The sequence below is a fragment of the Streptomyces sp. NPDC001980 genome, assembly GCF_040296885.1.
In the GTDB taxonomy this organism is placed as follows: domain Bacteria; phylum Actinomycetota; class Actinomycetes; order Streptomycetales; family Streptomycetaceae; genus Streptomyces.
In genome coordinates this window covers 99,276-118,195 of sequence record NZ_JBEOYD010000014.1, presented here as the reverse complement: position 1 = coordinate 118,195, position 18,920 = coordinate 99,276, and the positions used below count along the sequence as shown (strand labels likewise).

12 protein-coding genes are annotated in these 18,920 nt (G+C 71.8%); 4 read left to right on the top strand and 8 right to left on the bottom strand.

The genetic code is table 11. The features are described from left to right. Positions 1 to 21: 21 nt before the first annotated feature. The 4 genes from ABT137_RS22590 to ABT137_RS22575 are packed head-to-tail and all read right to left on the bottom strand — an operon-like array spanning position 22 to position 3,824. The gene (locus ABT137_RS22590; protein WP_351711570.1) at positions 22 to 1,164 is read right to left on the bottom strand and encodes a Gfo/Idh/MocA family protein; all 1,143 of its coding nucleotides are present in this window, start codon (positions 1,162 to 1,164) and stop codon (positions 22 to 24) included. Between the two features lie 4 nt (positions 1,165 to 1,168). Beyond that, entirely contained in the window at positions 1,169 to 2,290 is a 1,122-nt protein-coding gene (locus tag ABT137_RS22585; RefSeq protein WP_351711568.1) for a Gfo/Idh/MocA family protein, read from the bottom strand. Then, on the bottom strand, positions 2,275 to 2,952 hold the full coding sequence (locus tag ABT137_RS22580; RefSeq protein WP_351711566.1) for a ThuA domain-containing protein: 678 nt from the start codon (positions 2,950 to 2,952) through the stop codon (positions 2,275 to 2,277). Before ABT137_RS22580 ends, ABT137_RS22585 begins: the two co-directional genes overlap by 16 nt. After that, positions 2,949 to 3,824, bottom strand: a complete 876-nt coding sequence (locus ABT137_RS22575) for an NAD-dependent epimerase/dehydratase family protein (protein ID WP_351711564.1) — start codon at positions 3,822 to 3,824, stop codon at positions 2,949 to 2,951. The genes ABT137_RS22580 and ABT137_RS22575 overlap by 4 nt, the downstream gene beginning before the upstream one ends. 187 nt (positions 3,825 to 4,011) lie before the next feature. On the opposite strand from ABT137_RS22575, the gene ABT137_RS22570 reads away from it, so the two are divergent. Continuing rightward, complete coding sequence (locus tag ABT137_RS22570; RefSeq protein ID WP_351711562.1) at positions 4,012 to 5,187, top strand: LacI family DNA-binding transcriptional regulator; 1,176 nt, start codon at positions 4,012 to 4,014, stop codon at positions 5,185 to 5,187. A 38-nt stretch (positions 5,188 to 5,225) separates the two neighbouring features. Beyond that, the gene (locus ABT137_RS22565) at positions 5,226 to 6,605 is read left to right on the top strand and encodes an enolase C-terminal domain-like protein (protein WP_351711560.1); all 1,380 of its coding nucleotides are present in this window, start codon (positions 5,226 to 5,228) and stop codon (positions 6,603 to 6,605) included. A 114-nt stretch (positions 6,606 to 6,719) separates the two neighbouring features. On the opposite strand, the gene ABT137_RS22560 is transcribed toward ABT137_RS22565, so the two are convergent. From ABT137_RS22560 to ABT137_RS22550, 3 genes are read right to left on the bottom strand one after another with little or no spacing between them, the layout of a single operon-like run. Further along, positions 6,720 to 7,670 carry a carbohydrate ABC transporter permease gene (locus ABT137_RS22560; protein WP_351711558.1) on the bottom strand — a complete coding sequence of 317 codons (951 nt, stop codon included), beginning with the start codon at positions 7,668 to 7,670 and terminating at the stop codon, positions 6,720 to 6,722. Next, positions 7,667 to 8,566: a carbohydrate ABC transporter permease gene (locus tag ABT137_RS22555; protein WP_351711556.1), complete on the bottom strand. Its 900-nt coding sequence runs from the start codon at positions 8,564 to 8,566 to the stop codon at positions 7,667 to 7,669. Before ABT137_RS22555 ends, ABT137_RS22560 begins: the two co-directional genes overlap by 4 nt. Before the next feature lie 9 nt (positions 8,567 to 8,575). Beyond that, positions 8,576 to 9,967, bottom strand: coding sequence for an ABC transporter substrate-binding protein (locus ABT137_RS22550; protein ID WP_351711554.1), 1,392 nt, complete (start codon positions 9,965 to 9,967; stop codon positions 8,576 to 8,578). Between the two features lie 349 nt (positions 9,968 to 10,316). Between ABT137_RS22550 and ABT137_RS22545 the strand changes: the two genes are divergently transcribed. Beyond that, positions 10,317 to 12,605, top strand: a complete 2,289-nt coding sequence (locus ABT137_RS22545) for a beta-galactosidase (RefSeq protein WP_351711552.1) — start codon at positions 10,317 to 10,319, stop codon at positions 12,603 to 12,605. Positions 12,606 to 12,867: 262 nt separating this feature from the next. After that, positions 12,868 to 15,063 carry an ROK family protein gene (locus ABT137_RS22540; RefSeq protein ID WP_351711550.1) on the top strand — a complete coding sequence of 732 codons (2,196 nt, stop codon included), beginning with the start codon at positions 12,868 to 12,870 and terminating at the stop codon, positions 15,061 to 15,063. A 34-nt stretch (positions 15,064 to 15,097) separates the two neighbouring features. Here ABT137_RS22540 and ABT137_RS22535 read toward each other — a convergent pair whose 3' ends face one another. Continuing rightward, a complete protein-coding gene (locus ABT137_RS22535) occupies positions 15,098 to 18,763 on the bottom strand; it encodes a glycoside hydrolase family 3 C-terminal domain-containing protein (RefSeq protein ID WP_351711548.1) in 3,666 nt (1,221 codons plus the stop codon). Between the last annotated feature and the right edge of the window lie 157 nt (positions 18,764 to 18,920).

Genomic DNA, 18,920 nt, shown 5'->3' with positions numbered 1-18,920 from the left:
GTGGTCGGGTGGTGGTGTGCCTCAGTCGGTCACGGCCGTCCAGACGCTGGCGGTGCGGGCGCTGGCGGCGACGGCGTCCAGGACGCGCTGGACGCGCAGCCCTTCGGCGAAGGACGGGGTCGGGTCGGCCCCGGCCGCGATCGCCTCCACCAGGTCTTTGACCTGGTGCGTGAAGGTGTGCTCGTAGCCGAGGACGTGGCCGGCGGGCCACCAGGCGGCGGCGTAGGGGTGCTCGGGCTCGGTGGCGAGGACGCGGCGGAAGCCCGCCGTGCGGCTGCTCTCGGCACGGTCGTAGAAGCCGAGTTCGTTGAGCGATTCGAGGTCGAACACGAGCGCCCCGAGCTCGCCGTTCACCTCGATCCGCAGGGCGTTCTTGCGGCCGGTGGCGAAGCGGGTGGCCTCGAAGACGCCGAGGGCGCCGCCGCCGAAGCGGGCGGTGAAGGCGGCGGCGTCGTCCACCGTGACCGGTCGGCGGCCACCCGCCGGGTCCGGACGCTCGGCGACGAAGGTGTCGAGCACCGCGCTCACGCCGGTGATCGGCTCACCGGTGAGGAACTGGGCCAGGTCGACGGCGTGCGCACCCAGGTCGCCCAGCGAACCGCTGCCCGCCCGCTCGGCGCGCAACCGCCAGGTGACCGGGGCCTCCGGGTCCACCAGCCAGTCCTGGAGGTACTGCGCGCGCACATGCCGGATCCGCCCCAGCCGGCCCTCGGTCACGAGCTGCCGGGCCAGCGAAATCGCGGGAACCCGGCGGTAGTTGAAGCCGACCGCGGCCCGGGCCCCGTGTGCGGCGCGGGCCTGCTGCGCCGCCGCGGTCATCGCCTCCGCCTCGGCGAGCGAGTTCGCCAGCGGCTTCTCGCACAGCACGTGCTTCCCGGCGGCCAGCGCGGCCAGGGCGATCTCGGCGTGGCTGTCGCCGGGGGTGCAGATGTCGATCAGGTCGATGTCGTCCCGCTCGACCAGCCGCTTCCAGTCGGTCTCCGTGCTCGCCCAGCCCTGGCGGTCGGCGGCGGCCCGCAACTCCGCGGGGGAGCGCCCGCACACGGCGGTCAGCTCGGGCCGCAGCGGCAGCTCGAAGAAGCGCGGCGCGGTACGCCAGGCATGGGCGTGCGCGGCACCCATGAAGGCGTAGCCGACCATCCCGACCCGCAGTGTCCCGGCCATGTGTTCAGGCCTCCTCGGGACGGGCGCCCGCGGGGACGGCCGCCGGCCGCTCGCAGCCGCTGGTGATCTGCACCGCGTGGCCGCTCTCGCCGGCGGCGAGCAGCGACTCCATCACGTCGAGGACGTGCTGGGCGAGTTGCCCGGACGCGCGGTGCGGGGTACCGGCGGCCAGGGCGCGGGCCAGGTCGGAGACGCCGTAGCCGCGGGAGGCGTCGGCGTATCCGCCGCGGACGGGAAGGTCCTCCCAGCCGTCGCCCTCGGCGCGGAAGAGCCGCACCTGGCCGTCGAAGCCGTTGGGGTCGGGTACGGACAGCGAGCCGGCGGTGCCGTAGACCTCGATCCGGGGCAGCTGGGCGGCCCACACCTCGAAGCTCATCACCAGCGTGGACAGCGCGCCGCTCGCGTGCTCCAGCACCCCGGTCACATGCGTGGCCACCTCGACGGGGAAGTCCATGCCGGCGCGCGGGCCGCTGCCGATGGTCCGGGTGGAGCGGACGGTGGAGGAGAAGCCCGTGACCCGGCGGACCGGACCGAGGAGGGTGACCAGGGCGGTGAGGTAGTACGGGCCCATGTCGAGCAGCGGGCCGCCGCCCGGCCGGTAGTAGAACTCCGGCGCCGGGTGCCAGCGTTCGTGGCCGGGCGTGGTCATGAACGCGGTGGCCGCGACCGGGGCGCCGATGTCCCCGGCGTCCAGGGCGGCCCGGGCCGTCTGGACGCCCGTGCCCAGTACGGTGTCCGGGGCGCAGCCGACCCGCACCCCCGCCCGCTCGGCCGCGTCCAGCACGGCGCGCGCCTCGGCCGTGGTGGCGGCCAGCGGCTTCTCCCCGTAGACGTGCTTGCCGGCGGCGATCGCCGCGTGGGCGACCTCGGCATGGGCGGCCGGGACGGTGAGGTTGAGCACCAGGTCGACGTCGTCCGCCGCGTAGAGCTCGGGCAGCGCCAGCGCCCGGGCGCCGGGGACGTCGGCCGCGGCGGCCTTGGCACGCTCCAGGTCGAGGTCGGCGACGGCGGTGAGCCGCAGGTTCTCCAGCCGGGGGAAGGTCCTGAGGTAGGCGCCGCTGATCTGGCCGGCGCCCACCAGGCCGATCCGCAGCGGGTTGTCACGGTGGTTCAGCGGGTCGCCCATCGCATGCCCCTCTTCAGCATGGTGTCGACCTCGGGAACTTCGAGGTCGGCGAGGTTGTGTCCGACGGTGATGACGAAGACCCGGCCCGCGCCCCAGCGGCGGGTCCAGGCGACCGGGACCACGGTCCCGTCGAGTTCGGGGTGGTCCGGGTCCGGCTCGTACACGGAGTCGGCCAGGACCTCCGCGGCCGGGTCCATGTGGAGGTAGTACTGCTCGGTGGTGACGGTGAACGGCTCGATCCCGGCCAGTACCGGGTGCCCGGCGTGCTCCGGCCGCGGCCGGACCTCGTACGTGCTGAACTGCCGTGGATGGTGGACGAACTGGCCGCCCGTCATGAGCTGGTACCGGGTGTCCGAGCGGAAGGCGTCCACGATCCCGCCGTGCCATCCGGCGAGCCCGGTGCCCGCCCGGACGGCGGCCGCGAGGCCGGCGGACTGCTCGCCGGTGATCGAGCCCATCGTCCAGCACTGCACGATCAGGTCGGTACCGGCCAGCAGCCCGGCGTCGAGATAGCTGTCCAGAGTGTCGGAGACGGTGACGGCGTAGCCGTCCTCCTTGAGCGCGGCGGCACAGCGGTCGCCGGCCGGGACCGGCACATGGCCGTCCCAGCCGCCGCGTACCACCAGGGCGTGTTTGGGTGTCGTCCCGGGTTGTTCCGTCATGGTGTGCTCGTCCCTTCCGAGTCAGGCACAGGTCGCCACCGCTCCTCGGCGGTGAAGCCGAGGAGCTCGCGACTGCGGCTCAGGGAGTACGGGGTGCCGAAGCCCTCGGGGGCCTCGGTCACGGGGGTGTCGGGGTGGTAGCGGCGCAGGAGTTCGCGGGTGGGCCGGAGCGAGGTGGTGTCGGGAGCGGTGACGTTGACCAGGTGGTGGCCGGCCGGGGCGCGGTCGAGGGCGGCGAGAACCGCCCGGGCCGCGTCCGCCGTGTGCAGCCAGGCCCACAGCCCGCCGCGGTCGTGGCCGGGGTCCCGGTGCACCCAGTCGAGGTGTGCCCGCAACCGCGCACCGCTGCCGATGAACGGGAAGCGCAGGCTGAGCACGCTCATCCCGTCCCCCGCGTACTTCCGGGCCGTCGTCTCGGCGATCAACTCGCCGACGCGCTTGGAGAGTCCGTAGACGTCCTCGGCGAGATACGGGTGCTCCTCGGTGACCGGGATCTCGGCGGGGGACCGGTCCACCCGTGACCAGGCGAGGCCCAGCGCGGAGAGGCTGGAGACGTACACCAGCCGGCGCACTCCCGCCCGGGCCGCCGCGTCGAGCACCCGCCAGGTCCCCTCCACGTTGATGGTGAACACCTCGTCCGGGGTGCCCATGGTGGGCGCGGGCAGGGCCGCGGCGTGCACCACCGCGTCCACCCCGTCGACCAGCCGCTCGGTCAGCGCGGGCTCGCGCAGATCACCCAGCACGGTCTCGTCGGCCACGAGACCGTCCGGCCGGACGCGGTCGTGTGCGCGCACCTGCTCGCCCCGGTCGGCGAGTTGCCGGACGACTTCGCGTCCGAGCATCCCCGCCGCACCGGTGACCAGGACTTTCACGTCGGGTGTGCCCTTTCCGATGGAAGGCGAGCGTGACGTCGGACGATCGAGACCTTAGGAACCGGCCATTTAGCATGTCAATACTCGGGAATGAGCTGTCTTTAGTACGACCTCGTCGGCAAAGAGGGGAGCTTGACATGCTAAATTGACGCCCACCGAGATCCCCACGGACCTCAGGAGGTCGATCGTGGACGGCGGCAGACCCGGGGGCGGCGCGGCCGACGACGCTCCTCGCACCCCGCTCTACGCGCAGGTCAAGCGCACGCTCCTGGAGGCCATCGCCTCCGGCGAGTACTCGCCGGGCGTGCCCTTCGTGACCCAGCGGGAGATCTGCGAACGCTTCGGCGTCAGCCATGCCACCGCGGTCCGCGCGCTGAACGAACTCGCCGCCGAGGGCTGGGTGGTGCGCCGTCGTGGTCTCGGCACCTTCGTCGCCGAGCAGCCCGGCCACGGAGCGCGTCGCGGCGGCGGGAGCGGCGAGCGTGCCATCGCCTGCATCCTGCAGTTCCAGGGCCCGCATGTCTCCCAGATCCTGGCCGGGGTCGAGGCGGCCTGTGCCGAACTCGGCTACCGGCTCTACCTGCGGCACTGCGAGGGCGACCCGGAGCGCGAGAGCCGTGCCCTGCTGGACGCCGTCCAGGACGGGGTGAGCGGCATCGTCGTCTATCCCGCGGAGGGCACGGGCGGCCACGAGGGCTGGACGGAGGCCGAGCGCTCCGGCGTTCCGCTGGTGATGGCCGACCGCTACCGTCCCGACCTGGCCCACGACGCCGTCGTCGCCGACAACACCGCCATCGGACGCGAGTTGACGAAGGCTCTGATCGCCGCCGGGCACCGCACCATCGCCACCCTGTGGGACGAGACCGACACCAGCAGCGTCCGCGACCGGCTCGCCGGCCATGTCGAGGCGCTGCGGCAGGCGGGCCTGCCGATCCGCCCCGACCTCACGGTCCTGCGCCGCTACCGCGATCTCCCGCCCGAACAGCGTCGCGGCCGGCTGGCCGGGCTGCTCCGCGGTGACAGCCCGCCGGACGTCCTGCTCTGCTCCAACGGCTATGTGCTGGCCGCCGCCGCGCACGACCTGGCCGCGCTCGGCTACGAGGTTCCCGGCGACGTCGAGCTGGCCGGCATGGACGACGCGGGGCCCTTCGACGTGCTCCCCCTCACCGTGGCCGCGGTCTCGCTGCCCTCCCGGGAGATCGGCGACACCGCCATGCGGCTGCTCCACCGCCGGGTCACCGAGCGGGCGGCCGGTCGGTCCACGGCCGCGGCCCCCGAGGTGACGGTGCTCCCGGTCACCGTGACGACCCGCCCGCCGACCGCCCCCCACCTGCGGATCGTCGGCGGTACCGCCCTCAAGTAGCCGTCCGTGAAATCCCACTTCCCGACGGAAGGACGAGAGTGCCCAGCACACCGCCGCACTCCGGCATGTCCGAACCCACCGACCCCGACCGGCTCCCCGAACCCGACCGCCTCCTCGACCCCGACCGGCTCCTCGACCCCGACCGTCTCCTCGGCCCGGACGGCGGACTGCCCCAGGCCCGGCCGCCCTGGACCCACCGCGACGGCCTGCGGATCACCCGGGTCCGCGCCATCGTCACCGCCCCGGAGGGCACCCCGCTCGTCGTCGTCCGCGTCGACACCAGCGACGACGGCCTGTACGGACTCGGCTGCGCCACCTTCACCCAGCGCTACGCCGCCGTGACCGCCGCCGTGGACGAGCACGTCGGGCCGCTCGCCGTGGGCCGCCACCCGGCCGACATCGAGGACATCACGCGGCTCGTCCACTACTCCTCGTACTGGCGCAACGGCCCGGTCCTCAACAACGCGCTGTCCGGGCTCGACCAGGCCCTGTGGGACATCGCCGGCAAGCGCGCCGGCCTGCCCGTGCACGAACTCCTCGGCGGGCGCTGCCGGGCCGCCGTCGAGGTCTACTCGCATGCGGCCGGCCCCACCATCGGGGAGACCCTCGACCGCGCCGAGCAGCTGATCGAGGCCGGCTACCGCAACGTCCGCCTGCAGACCGGCCAGCCCGGTCTCGGCGCCTACGGCGCCCCCGGCACCGGCGGCGGCTACCCGCGCTCCCCGCACCCCGACGGCTGGGACCCCGAGCGCTACCTGCGCTCCACCCCGGCACTGTTCGCCGCCGCCCGCGGGCGGCTGGGCGACGGCGTCAACCTGATGCACGACGTGCACAGCCGGCTGACGCCCAAGCAGGCCGTGGTGCTGGCGCGGGCCCTGGAGCCGTACGGGCTGTCCTTCCTGGAGGACGTCGTCGCCCCCGAGTTCTACGACCACCTCCCCGCGGTACGCGCCTCCTCCCCGGTGCCCGTCGCGGTCGGCGAGCAGCTCGGTTCGGTGCCGGACGCGGTCCGGCTGGTCCGGGACGGCGGGGTGGACCTGCTGCGGCTGCACACCTCCTCGGTGGGCGGGCTGACCCCGACCCGCAAGCTCGTCGCCCTCTGCGAACTCCTGGGCGTGCGCACGGCCTTCCACTCCCCGGGCGACATCTCGCCGGTCGGAGTGGCGGCCAACCTGGCGGTCGACATCTCTTCGCCGGCCTTCGGCCACCAGGAGTCGCACGAGTACAACGAGGCCACCCACGAGGTCTTCCCGGGCACGCCGGTGGTGGCCGACGGCTGTCTGAACCCCGCCGAGGAGCCCGGCTGGGGCATCACCCTCGACGAGAAGGCCGCCGGCCGTTTCCCACCGGTGAAGTTCCTCCACGAACGCTGGTCCGCCCAGGTGCGGCGGCCGGACGGGGCACTGGAAGCCCCGTAGTCCGCCCCGGCGACGGAAAAGCCCCGGCAACGGAACGGGCCCTGCAACGGAAAAGAAGGGGGGCCGCCGAACCGGCGGCCCCCCTCGCCATGTCACCTGGCCTGTCGCCCCTTCCTACTCCTCCGCGGCCACCGCCGCCGTGGGCGCCGTGCCGACGCCCGCCGAGCCGGTTGCCGCGCCGCCCGCCACGCCCTCCACCAGATGGCGCTGGAGCAGGGCGAAGACGACCAGGATCGGGGCCGCCACGATCACCGTGGCCGCCGCGATGAGCGGCCACTGCGAGGTGTGCTCACCGAAGAACCCGTACAGCCCGCGGGTCACCGGCCACAGCCTCGGGTCGTTCAGCATGATCAGCGGCAGGATCAGGTTGTTCCAGGACGCCACGAAACCGAAGACCCCGAAGGTCGCCAGCGCCGGCTTCATCTGCGGGATGACGATCTGGAAGATGAACCGGACATACCCGCAGCCGTCCAGCGCCGCCGCCTCGTCCAGCTCCCGCGGGATGGACTTGATGTAGCCCACGAAGAAGAAGAAACCGGCACCGGCGAGCGAGGTGAGGACCAGGAACCCCAGCCGGCTGTCGTACAGCCCGAGCGCCTTGGCCTCCACGAACAGCGGGATCAGGCCGCCGGGCAGGAAGCCGGAGAAGACGAAGAAGCCGTACAGCGCGTTGGAACGCCGGAACCAGCCGCGCGAGATCGGGAAGGCCAGGAACACCCCCAGGATCAGGGTGATGACGTCCGGGACCACCGCGTAGATCAGCGAGTTGACCATCTCGGTGCCGAAGTTGCCCTGCGTCCACGCGTCGCTGAAGTTGCTCAGCGTCCAGGTGTCCGGCATCCCCGTCGGATCCTTCAGGAACGACTGGTACGGCTTGAACGCCTGCAGCAGCAGATAGACCAGCGGCAGGGCGAACAACCCGGCGGAGACCACGAAGCAGAACAGCTGCGTCCCGGTCAGCTGCAGCCCGCGCAGGACCAGGCGGCGCCGGTCGGACGGGGCGGGCTTCGCGGGCGCCGGGGGATCGGTGCGCCGACGCTGCGGGCGCGCGGTCTGCAGGCTCACAGCGACACCTCCCGCCTGCGCAGCCCCCACAGCAGGCCGCCGCCGACGACCAGGGTGAAGGCGAACTGCAGCATGGCCAGCATCGAGCCCCGGCCGAGGTCGGAGTTCTGCCCGAAGGCCGTGTCGAACATGTACATCCCCAGGGTCCGGGTGCCGTAGTTGCCGTCGGTGAGCACCAGGACCAGCGCGTACTCGCCGATGCTGCCCATGGCGGTGAGGAAGACGTTCACGGTGGTCGCCGGGGCCAGCATCGGCCAGGTGATCTTCCAGAACGTCTTCCACCGCCCGGCTCCGTCCAGCGACGCCGCCTCGTAGAGCTCGGGCGGGATCCGGCGCAGCCCGGCGATGTAGACGAGCATGGTGTAGCCGGAGAACATCCAGACGTTGATCAGCACGATCAGCCAGATCGCCCAGTCGGGGTTGCCGAGGAAGGCGTTGGCGCCGCCGAACAGCGAGTGGTACGCCTTCTCCGTCGGACCGTTGTTGGGATCCAGCAGCAGCGAGAAGAGCACCGCCACGATGGTCACGGAGAAGATCTGCGGCATGAAGATCAGTGCCCGGTACAGGCCGTAGCCCGTTCGCCGGCGCTGGAGTATCAGCGCCAGCCCCAGGCCGACCGCGATCTGAAGGATCGTTACTCCGGCGACGTACTTCACGGTCACCACGAGGCTGTCCGACAGATCGGGCCAGGAGCCGGTGAACTCGTTGCGGTAGTTGCACAGACCGCAGAAGTTGGTGGGGGTGCCGGGCAGCCCCGAGTACTGGGTGAGCGAGTAGTAGACGGTGGCCAGCGACGGGTACAGGCCGAACACCAGCCAGCCGATGGTGGGCACCGAGATGGACAGCCAGGGGATCCAGCGCCTGGTCCGCCGGGTGCCGAAGGGGCAGGTGGACACGGTGCGCTCCTAGTGCTTGACGCTGGCGGAATACGCCTTGGCCGACTCGGAGAGCGCTGTGGTCATCGGCTTGTTCCCGAAGGGCTGCACGTCCTGGAGCTTCGGCCCGCCCGCGTAGGTCGAGGACCCGGTGGTCGGAATCCACGGCTGGGTGGAGTTCGGGTAGCCCTTCGAGGCGTTGGCGGTCAGCCAGTCGGTCCAGGACAGCGACGGGGTCGGCACGTCGGGCTCGGTGGAGATCGAGCCGGTGGCCTTCACCCAGGCCGCGTAGTTGGTCTGCTGGGTGAAGAAGTCCAGGTACTCCAGGGCCAGCTTCTTGTGCTTCGCCCACACCGGGACGGACCACGACAGGTCGGGGGCGAGCGCCGGCCGGTTCCAGGCCGCGTCGTCGGTGCCCGGGACGGCGAAGAAGCCGAACTTCAGGTTCGGGTTGGCCTGCGCGATGGTGTTGCCGTCGTACGAGCCGTCCACGAAGAAGGGGTAGTCGTCGGTGTTGGACGCCCACACCCCCGGCGCGGTCTGCGCGGGCACGCCCGCCGCGTTGGGCTCGATGTACGACATGATCTCCTCGTAGCGCTTGGCGGCGTCCTGGTACAGCGGGTCGTCCCAGTTGGCCTTGCCGTCCCAGAAGTCCTGGGCGCGCTGCTGGTAGACGGACTGCGCCTCGGTGGCCGGCTTGTCCTGCATCATCAGCTGGTTGATGATCCCGGCCCAGACGATGTTCTGGTAGCCGTCCTTGCCCGCCACGTAGATGGGGCTCAGGCCCTTGGACTTCAGCAGCTTGAGGTCGGAGACGAACTCGTCGTACGTGGTCGGCACCTTGAGGCCGTACTTGTCGAGCAGGTCCTTCTTGTACCAGAGGCCGGTGTTGTTGACGTACTCGGCGGTCATCACGCCGTAGATGCCGTCCTTGTAGCCCATCGCGTACTTCTGCGCGGTGAGGTCGAAGCGCTTCATGAACGGCTGCTTGCTCAGGTCCATGAACTGGTTGTTGGCGATCAGCGCGGCGGTGCCGTTGACCTTGATGTCCGTCTGCTCCGGCGGGAACGCCGCCGGGGTGGGCGGGAACTGGGCCAGCACGTCCACGTTCTTCGAGGCCAGCAGCGAGTTCTGCAGCGTCGGCCAGGCGTTGGCGGCGGTCGGCGCGGTCTGCAGCTTGACCTTGACGCCGGGGTGCGCCTTCTCGAAGGCGGCGTTGATCTTCTCGGTCTGCGCCACCGCGGCGGCGTTGGTCCACTCGGCGACGACCAGGGTGTTCTCGGACGAGGCGCCGCTGTCGCTGCTGCACGCGGAGAGCCCGGCGGCGGCCAGGGCACAGGCGGCGGCAGCGGCCAGGACGCGGCTCGTACCGCTGAGCCCGCGGGGCCAAGGGGTGCTGGGGTAACGGCTTCTGACGGCCATGTTCGCTCCTCGGTAGGAGGTACGGGAAATGGCCGACGGGAGTCCCGGAGATTGATCCGAAGCATGTGGCTGAGTGAGCGGTGCGTCAAGCCGATGCGCAGGGAGAATTCTGACGGATGACAAGGGACTTCTCTTACAAAAGCCTGGTGGAAACATCGGTATTCGCGCATCGGTGGTGGCATCTGTGCAGGTGAATGCCGCTGAATTGAAATCTTGGGCAGGTTCTTCGGCCGAGCTGTTGTCTTGGTAACACTCATGGTTTTCCATAATGCTGCCGCGCCGACGGGAGGCCCTGGAGAAGCACCGCCGGTCCGTATCCCCGCTCAACTCACCCGGAAGGGCTCAGCCGATGCTGCGCACATCGAAGTCCTCGAGACGCAGAACGGTTCCACTGCTCGCCGCCGCCGCGGCGGTCGTCGCCACCGCGGGCACGGTCGTACCGGCCGGTGCCGCCACGCCGGCCGCGGCCATCGCGGCGCGGAGCGGTCCGTCCACCCTGTGGGCGACCCAGTTGCAGTTCGACGACCACGGCACCCCCTGGTCCTCGGCCCAGTTCGAGGCCATCAAGGCCAAGGGGATGAACAGCGTCGAGATCAACATGCCCTGGGGTCAGATCGAACCCGCCGAGGGCGCGTTCGACTTCACCGAGCTCGACACCGAACTCGCCAACGCCGAGGCCGCCGGCATCCGCATCGTGCCGATCTTCTGGCAGGCCGGCTGGGGCGGCAGCCCCGCCTCGTGGATCACCAGCAAGGAGATCACCAGCAACGGCGGCACCGGCATCGCCCCCGCCTGGTGGGACACCGGCGAACAGCAGGCCTACTTCGACTACGTCACCACCACCGTCGAGCACATCACCGGCAACCCCGGCTACGGCGGCTCGATCCTCAACTACGGCCGCCTGGACGCCCAGTGGAGCAACAACGGCAACGGCGGCTGGGCACCGGCCGACATCGCGTACTTCCACGACCACTGGCTGCCGCACTCCTACGGCACCGTCGCCCGCTTCAACGCGGCCAACGGCACCGCCTACGGCTCCTTCGACGAGGTGCCCGCGGCCACCCCGGGCCGGCCACTGGCCGGCGTCTACCAGAACTTCCGGCAGTGGAGCGTCCAGGACACCTACGACCGGCTGACCGCCGCCGTCCGCAAGGTCTCCCGCGGCCCGCTCTACTACTACTTCGGCGGACACATCTCGAACGCTCCCGACATCGGCAACCTGCCCGACATCTTCTTCAGCCTGGCCCGCAAGTACGACCTCACGGTCATCGAGGACGCCGCCCAGTCACCCGGCCTCACCCTCACCTTCGGCAGCCTGGCCCGCGGCTACCACGTCAGGCTCGCCCAGGAGTGGACCGCACCCACCGAGGCCGAGATGCCGGCCCAGGCCGTCCAGTGGATCTCCAACTACGGCATGGGCTTCCCCTACGCCGGCGGCGAGGACTTCTTCATCCACGACGGCACCTCCAAGGACGTCATCGCCTACCCGATCTACACCGACGCGCTGCCGACGCTGCAGGGCCTGTCCGGCTCCTACCCGCAAGCACCGGTCGCGGTGTACTTCGACTACTCCAAGGCCTGGGGCAACGCCGACGGCGGCAGCCTGAACGCCGTCGAGAACCAGCTCACCGCCCTGTGGTCGCGCCACCAGAGCGGGTTCACGGTGGTCACCAGCGACGAGGTGAAGAACCACGCGGCGGACCTGTCCAAGTTCCGTGCGGTGCTGCCGCTGAACGGCGCCGACGCCCATGTGACGGCCTACCAGAAGGCCGGCGGCACCGTGCTGAGCAGTGGGGACCAGCTCACCCGGTACGCTCCGGCGTACGCCGAGCTCAGCAGCGCGCACGCCCTGCAGGTGGTGCCCACCACCGCTGCCGACCACCGCAGCGCCCAGCTGGTGCTGGCCGAGATCAACCCCTACTTCTCCTACGACGGCGCCGTCGTCCTCCACCCCGCCGGGCTCGATCTGAAGGCCGGCCGCTACCACGCGGTGGACGCGGCGACCGGCAAGGCGCTGCCGCAGGTGGCGCAGAGCGACGGCGGCGCCTGCGTGCCGCTCGGCCTGGGCACGGCCGAGCTCCGCGAGTGGCAGCTGGTGCCCGGCCCGGCTCCGGCCGGCACCCCCGTACCCGACTCCTGCTCCACCACCGCCGGCGGCGCCACGACCGTGGGCGCCACCGCGGGCAGCAACGACGGGGCGTCGGGCGCCGTCTTCCAGAACGTCGGCGCCACCGGCCAGGGCGCGGACGGCAACCTCGACACCGTCACCCAGGGCGGCCGGACCGCGTACGAGACCTGGACCACCGCCCGGACCGGAGTCGGCAGCGCGAACGCCTACCTCCAGCTCGACCCGGGCAGTGCCGTGGCCCGCGCGGCCACCGTCACCGTCCAGGTCGCCTACTGGTCCGAGGCAGGGCAGGGCTTCACCGTCCAGTACGACACCCCGACCGACGCCTACCACAACGGGCCGACGGTCACCGGCGACGGAAGCGGCAGCTGGCAGACCGCCACGCTCACCCTCACCGGCGCACAGTTCGACCAGGCCCAGAACCTCCAGGCCGACCTCCGGCTCGCGGCCACCGACCCGGCGAAGCCGCTGTACATCCACAGCATCTCGCTCACCACTGCCGGGAACTGAGGACGGCCCACCGGCCTTCCTCCCCGAAGGAGAACCACTGTGCACGACGGCACCGAGCCCGCCCCGGCGATCCCCGGCGTCCGGGCGCCGACCAGCGATTCCACCCACGGATACGATGCCTCCCACCGGAGCGGTCCGCAGGGACCGGAGAGACCGGAGGGAAGGGGGACCACCACGGTGCGACACACCCCGCCGCCGGTCCCCGGGAGGCCCCGTGTCCCGTTCCCGCTCGTCACGTCCCACCCCGTCCGAGGCGGTGCCGGTGCCTGACGCGCCATCCCGGCCATCGGCGGAAGGCGAGTTCGACGTCCTCCGCCGGTGGGCGGCCGGACCCGGGCCACGTGCCCTGCGCGCCTCGATCGTCCTGCAGGCCGCTCTCGGCCGGCACAACTCCGAGATCGCCCGCAGGCTCGGCGTCTCCCGGCAGACCGTGGCCACCTGGCGGCAGCGCTACGCCGCGGAGGGACCGGCCGGGCTCGCGGGCCGCCCGCAGTCCGGCCGCCCGGGGGTCGTCGACGAGGGCGACGTGGTCACCGAGACCCTCCTGGCCCCGCCGGACCGGAGCTCCTCCCGCAGCGTGGGACGGCGGCTCGGCTGCTCGCACACCGCGGTCGCCGCCGCCCGCCGCCGCTGGAACCTGGGCCAGGAGGACCGGGCTCCGCTGCCCCCGCTGAGCCCCGCCCTCGCCGACGGCGAGGTATGGGTGGTCGGCGTCCACCACGACGCCGACCGGACCCTGGTGCTGCTCGCCCTCCGGCAGTCCGAACCCGGCCGGTCCGCCGCCGGCACGGTGGCCAGGCCGCCCACCGACGCGCTCGCGGCCGTGGCCGCGGCGTTCACCCACGCGCTGGACTCGCACGACCCTGCCGCTCCGGCCGAGCCCGTCGACCCGGCCCCTGCCGCCCGCCCGGCCCCCCGCCCGCCGCGCCGCCCGGCCGCCGAGCCCGACCAGGCGGTGAGCGTCTTCCTCGCCGCCGCCCGCCGCTCCCACCCCCGTGCCGCCCTGCACCTGGTCGTCCTGCGCGGCCCGGCCGCGGCCGGGCTCGACGAGCTCTGCCGGCGGGCCCGGGTGACACTCCACCAGCCACCCGAGCGGACGGGCCCGGTGTCCTTCCTGCGCGCCGTACTCGCCCTGGACGCCTCCCGGCACCCGTCCTCCTCCGCCCGCGTCCTGCTGGACCTCGCGGCCGACCTGGACGGCCCCGCACCGGTGCGCTGGATCCGCGAGCCGCTGCCCGCCGCGCCCGGCGAGAGCCCGCCCGGTGGAGCCGGCCCGCTGCGCGCGGCGGCTCCGGCCGGCAGCGGCGGCGCCAACCAGATCGATCTCGGCTCGTTCAACGAGTGCGTGGTGATCGAGACGGTGCGGCTGGCCGGGTCGATCACCCGCGGCGAGATAGCCGACCGCACCCGGCTGACCCAGCAGTCCGTCTCCCGCATCGCCCGCTCGCTGCTGGACCGCGGCCTGCTCGTCGAGGAACGCCGGCAGCACTCGACCGTCGGCAAGCCGCGCGGCCTGGTCCGGCTGCGCGACGACGCCGCGCACGCCCTCGGCATCCACATCGACCCCGAGGTGCTCACCGCGGTCCTCGTCGACCTCTCCGGCCGCATCGTGGCCCGCCGGGTCGAGAAGATCACCCCCGAACCGCGCCCCGGTGCGGTCGTCGCACAGATCGCCGCCCTCGGCGAGGCCGTCCTCGCCAACACCGGGCAGGCGGTGCGCGAGAACAGCTTCCTCGGGCTCGGGGTGGTGGTGCCCGGCCCGGTCGACACCGTCTCCGGAACGGTCCTGGACCCGCCGCTGATGGGCGTCCTCAAGGACGTACCGCTGCTCAGCCTCCTCGAACAGCGCTTCTCCTGCCCGATCCTGGTGGAGAAGGACTCCACCGCCGCCGCCGTCGGCGAGCGCTGGATCGGCCGCGAGAGCCGCGCCCGCGACTTCGTCTATCTCTATCTCGGCACGGGCGTGGGCGCGGGGCTGATCCTCAACGGCGACATCTACCGCGGACTCACCGCCAACGCGGGGGAGTTCGGACAGTTGTGCGCGGTCACGCTGGGCCGTATCGAGCCCTCGGGCCGGCCCGAGGTGCTGCCCGAGTGCAACCCGGCACGGCATGTGCTCACCCGCGCCGACGGCCACCGTGCGGGGGCGGCCGGCCAGGTGCCGAAGGACCCGCCGACGGTCCGCGAGGCCGCCCAGGCGATCGGCAGGGGTGCCCTGGCGCTGATCGACCTGCTCGACGTCGGTCTCGTCGTGGTCGGCGGACCGTTCTGCACCGGCCCCGCGGCCGACATCTACCTCACCGAGATCGAACGGGCCGTCAACGACTTCCCGACTGCCCGCCGGCTGCGCCGGGTCCACGTCGAACGCTCCGTGAGCATCCATGAGGCGGCCGCCGTCGGTGCCGCCTCGACCCTCTTCCACGCCGCCTTCACCCCGCGGCTGCGCCGGCACCCGTGAACCCCACGGGCGCCGGCGCCGGCCTTCGGGCGGCTCAGCCCACGGCCACCGCGAACACGTGCAGGGACACCTGGTTCACGGCGACCGGCGCGCCCATGTCCGGCAGGGTGAGATAGGCCGGGGTCTTCCCGGCCGCCAGCGCCACCGTCTGCGCGTAGACACTCACCTTCTGGTCCTTCTTGCCGTCCGCCGTGTCGAGGTACGGGGTGGAGGCGAGGATGTCGCCGCCGGGCGGGGCGGTGTTGGACCACCAGTCGGGGAAGGTCAGCGAGAACGCCTGGGTACTGCCGTCGGTGTAGGTGATCAGCCCGGAGCCGGAGCCGTCGCCGTACGCGCTGGTGCCGAGCAGACCCAGCTTCGTGGCCCCGGCCGGGACCCCGGTGAGCGGGACCGTCTGGCCGAGCGCGGCGATGTTGTCGTACGCGCCGGTGCCGGTGGTGGGCCAGTCGTAGGTGAGCCCGCCGTGGTTCACCGCGCTCCCGGAGGCGACGCCGGCCGCTGCGAGCGCCTGCTGGGAGAGGCCGATGTGCTCGCCGTCGATGTCGGCCCCGCCCGGGTTGGCGTCGTCGGCGATCCCGATGTTGTTACGGGCCGTGGCGAAGTCGGCGTACGGCACCAGCACCCTGGTCGCCGCCTGGTCGTCGCTGCGGGCGCCCTGATAGGTCGCGGAGGCGGAGACGGCGTAGTTGCCCGGCGCCGGCGTGCTTCCGTCGGGCGTCAGCTTCCAGGTGGTGACGGCCTTGGCACCCGGCGCCAGTGAGCCGAAGGCGGGCGGGGTGACGGCGGTGGCGCTCCAGCCGGCGGGCGCGGTCAGGGCGACCTGGACGTCGCTCAGCGCGTCGGGCCCGGTGTTGGTGTAGGTGGTGGTCAAGGTGGCCGCCGTACCGGAGGAGAGCACCCCGCCGCCGCTGACGCCGAGCGGGTGGCCGACGCGGATCACCGCGCCTCCGGTCACGCCGCCGACCGTGGCCCTGATCGTCGCCACGCCGTTGCCGACCGCGGTGACGACACCCTTGGCCGAGACGGTCGCGACCGAGGTGTCGCTGCTGGAGTACCGGACCCGGGTCCTGGTCAGATCCACGAACGACCCGTCGGTGTTGACGGCTTCGACCACATGGTCCGCCGTGACCGACATGGTGCGGCCGGGCTGCTGTGCGGGGTCGGTGTCGTCCTCGATCCACCGGTTGGTGCCGGTCAGGTCGATGGTGTCGCCGGCCTGGTGGACCACCGCCTCGGGCTGCACGGTGACGTACTGCACGTGCGGGGTGAGACGGCCGTGCACCCGCACGTTCGCCGCTCCGGCGACGGTCGCCGAGTCCGGGCCGGCCTGGAAGCGGTAGGTACCGGCGTACACCACGGACCTGGCGGCCTTGCTGTCCCGGAAGGCCAGGTCGGGGATGTTCACCTTCAGGGTGATGTGCTGCTTCTGCCCGGGCTGCAGGACCCGGGTCTTCTGGAAGCCCGCCAGGCGCTCCTTGGGGAGTTCGGCTCCCGGCACCGTGAAGGAGGTCGCCGCGTAGAGCTGTGCGACGGTCGCCCCCGCGGTGCTGCCGGTGTTGGTGACGTCGAAGGAGACCCGCACGCTGCCGTCGGCGTTCACGGACGTCCGGTCGACCCGGGTGTGCGAGTAGCGGAAGGAGGTGTAGCTCAGCCCGTAACCGAAGGGATAGCTGGGCGTTCCCGTGAAGTACTGGTAGGTACGGCCGAGTCCGCCGGTGGCGCCCGCCGTCAGGTCGTAGTCCGACATCGCGGGCAGTTGCGAGTCGTCCTTGTACCAGGTGAAGTTCAGGTGCCCGCTCGGGTTCTGCTTCCCGAACAGCACGTCGGCCAGCGCGGTGCCCTGGGACTGCCCGTTGTAGCCGGCGAAGACGATCGCCGGGACCTTGCCCCTCAGCGCCTCGATGTCCACGGGGCCGGCCGACTGGATGTCCAGCACCGTACGCGGGTTGCCCAGTGCGGTGACCTGGTCCACCAGGTCGGCGTAGTTGCCGGGCAGGGCGAGGGTGGTGCGGTCCTTGGCCTCGGTGGCAACGCTGGTGTCCGTGCCGACCGCGATCACGACCAGGTCCGCGTCCTTGACGTCCGCCTGGGTCCGAGCGCTGAGCTGCGCGGGTCCGGTGGCGGTGGTGGAGGTGCCGGCCGCGTCGTAGACCACCTGGGCGTCCGGGTGGGCGGCTCTCACCGCGGCGGTGATGCCGTCGGCGGCGTCGGTCTGGTGGGTGGGCTCGCCGGAGTAGCCGCCCAGGGTGGTCTTCCCGGCCTGGTCACCGAGGACGACCACCTTGTTCAGTGTCGCGGCGTCGGCGGGCAGCAGTGGCTTGCCCGTTGCCGCCAGTTCGTCGTTCTTGAGCAGGACGACAGCGTTGTCAGCGACCTTGGTGGCGAGGGCCTGGTGGTCGGCGGACTCGATGACGTTCTTGGTGATCTTCGTGTAGGGGTTGCCGACGGCCGGGTCGAACTCGCCGGTCTCCATCCGCACGGTGAACAGGTGCACCAGCGAGGTGTCGACCACCCCTTCGCTGAGGATGCCGGCCTGGATGGCCTGCTCCACGTTCTGCGGGGTGGCCTCGGCGCCGGTGCAGTTGGCGTCCGTGCCGGCGCGCAGTGCGTACGCCTGGCCGCCGGCCGCGCCGGAGATCTTCCTGCCGTCGGCGGTGTTGGTCCAGGTGGCGTTGGTGTCCTTGCCGTCCGTGGTCCAGCCGGGTGGGGCCCAGTCGTGGCCGCCGGGGAAGGAGCGGTAGGTGGTGCTGACGGCTCCGCAGTCCGAGGTGATGTAGCCCTGGAAGCCGTAGGTCCGCTGCGCGATCTGGTTGGTGGTGTACGTGTTCGCCACCGACGGCGTGCCGTTGACGGCGTTGTAGGAGGTCATGAGGCCGGAGACATGGGCCTTCTCGATGAGGCTCTTGAACTGGGCGGTGTAGTAGTCGTAGAGGTCGGTGTCGTTCACCTGCGAGGTGATCCCGGTGCGGTCCTTCTCCACGTTGTTGAGCGCGTAGTGCTTCGCGGTGGCGGCCACCTTGAGGTACTTCGTCTGCCTGCTGCCGTCCTGGTTCTGGCCCTGGTAGCCGTTCACGAACGCCCCGGCCATCTGCGAGACCAGGTACGGGTCCTCGCCGAAGGCCTCGTCGGTACGGCCCCAGCGCGGATCGCGGTCCATGTTCACGTTGGGCGCCCAGTAGGTCAGCGACCCGTAGTTGTCCGCCGAGTTGCCGAGGTTGTTCTGGCCCGTGCCCCACAACGACTTGTCCAGGAAGCCGCGCGCCTCGTCCGAGATGGCCTGGGTCTCCTGATGGATGAGCTCCCTGTCCCAGGTCATCGCGGCGGCGAAGTTCGTGGGGAAGCTGGTGGCGTGCACTCCACCGCTCGCTGAGCCCGAGCGGTTGTTCGCGCCGAGGGTGTTGATGCCGTGTTGGCCCTCGCTCCAGTACGTGTACTGCTGCACGCCGAGGCGGGGGATCGCCGGGGCGTTGTTGGTGTGGAGCTGCTGGACCTTCTCGTCCAGCGTCATCCGGGAGACCAGATCGGCCGCCCGCTCCTGGAAGGAGTACGAGGTGTCGAGATAGATCGGCACGGTGCTGCTCGCCCTGGCCTTCGCCGGCTCCGCCGAGGCGGGACGGGCGGCGAGCGCGGTGCTGAGCAGGCCCAGGGAGCAGAGGACCGCGACGGCCGTGGACCGTAAACAGGTGGATCTCGAGCTCATGTTGCCTCCTTGGGTGGAATGCTGGAGGGCAACGCCGCAGACAGAGATCGGCGGCGTTGGATGAGCGGGCCGCGCCATGGCGTGGATCGGCAGCCGGGGTGGTCGAGCCGGCAGTGAACTTCCTTGCGAAACAGGCGAGTTGGGCGGACGGGCGCGG

Bases quoted from the DNA above. Each gene is read 5' to 3' on its own strand.
- ABT137_RS22545 (WP_351711552.1), top strand. From the start codon at position 10,317: ATGCTGCGCACATCGAAGTCCTCGAGACGCAGAACGGTTCCACTGCTC.
- ABT137_RS22585 (WP_351711568.1), bottom strand. From the start codon at position 2,290: ATGGGCGACCCGCTGAACCACCGTGACAACCCGCTGCGGATCGGCCTG.
- ABT137_RS22590 (WP_351711570.1), bottom strand. From the start codon at position 1,164: ATGGCCGGGACACTGCGGGTCGGGATGGTCGGCTACGCCTTCATGGGT.
- ABT137_RS22580 (WP_351711566.1), bottom strand. From the start codon at position 2,952: ATGACGGAACAACCCGGGACGACACCCAAACACGCCCTGGTGGTACGC.
- ABT137_RS22550 (WP_351711554.1), bottom strand. From the start codon at position 9,967: ATGGCCGTCAGAAGCCGTTACCCCAGCACCCCTTGGCCCCGCGGGCTC.
- ABT137_RS22535 (WP_351711548.1), bottom strand. From the start codon at position 18,763: ATGAGCTCGAGATCCACCTGTTTACGGTCCACGGCCGTCGCGGTCCTC.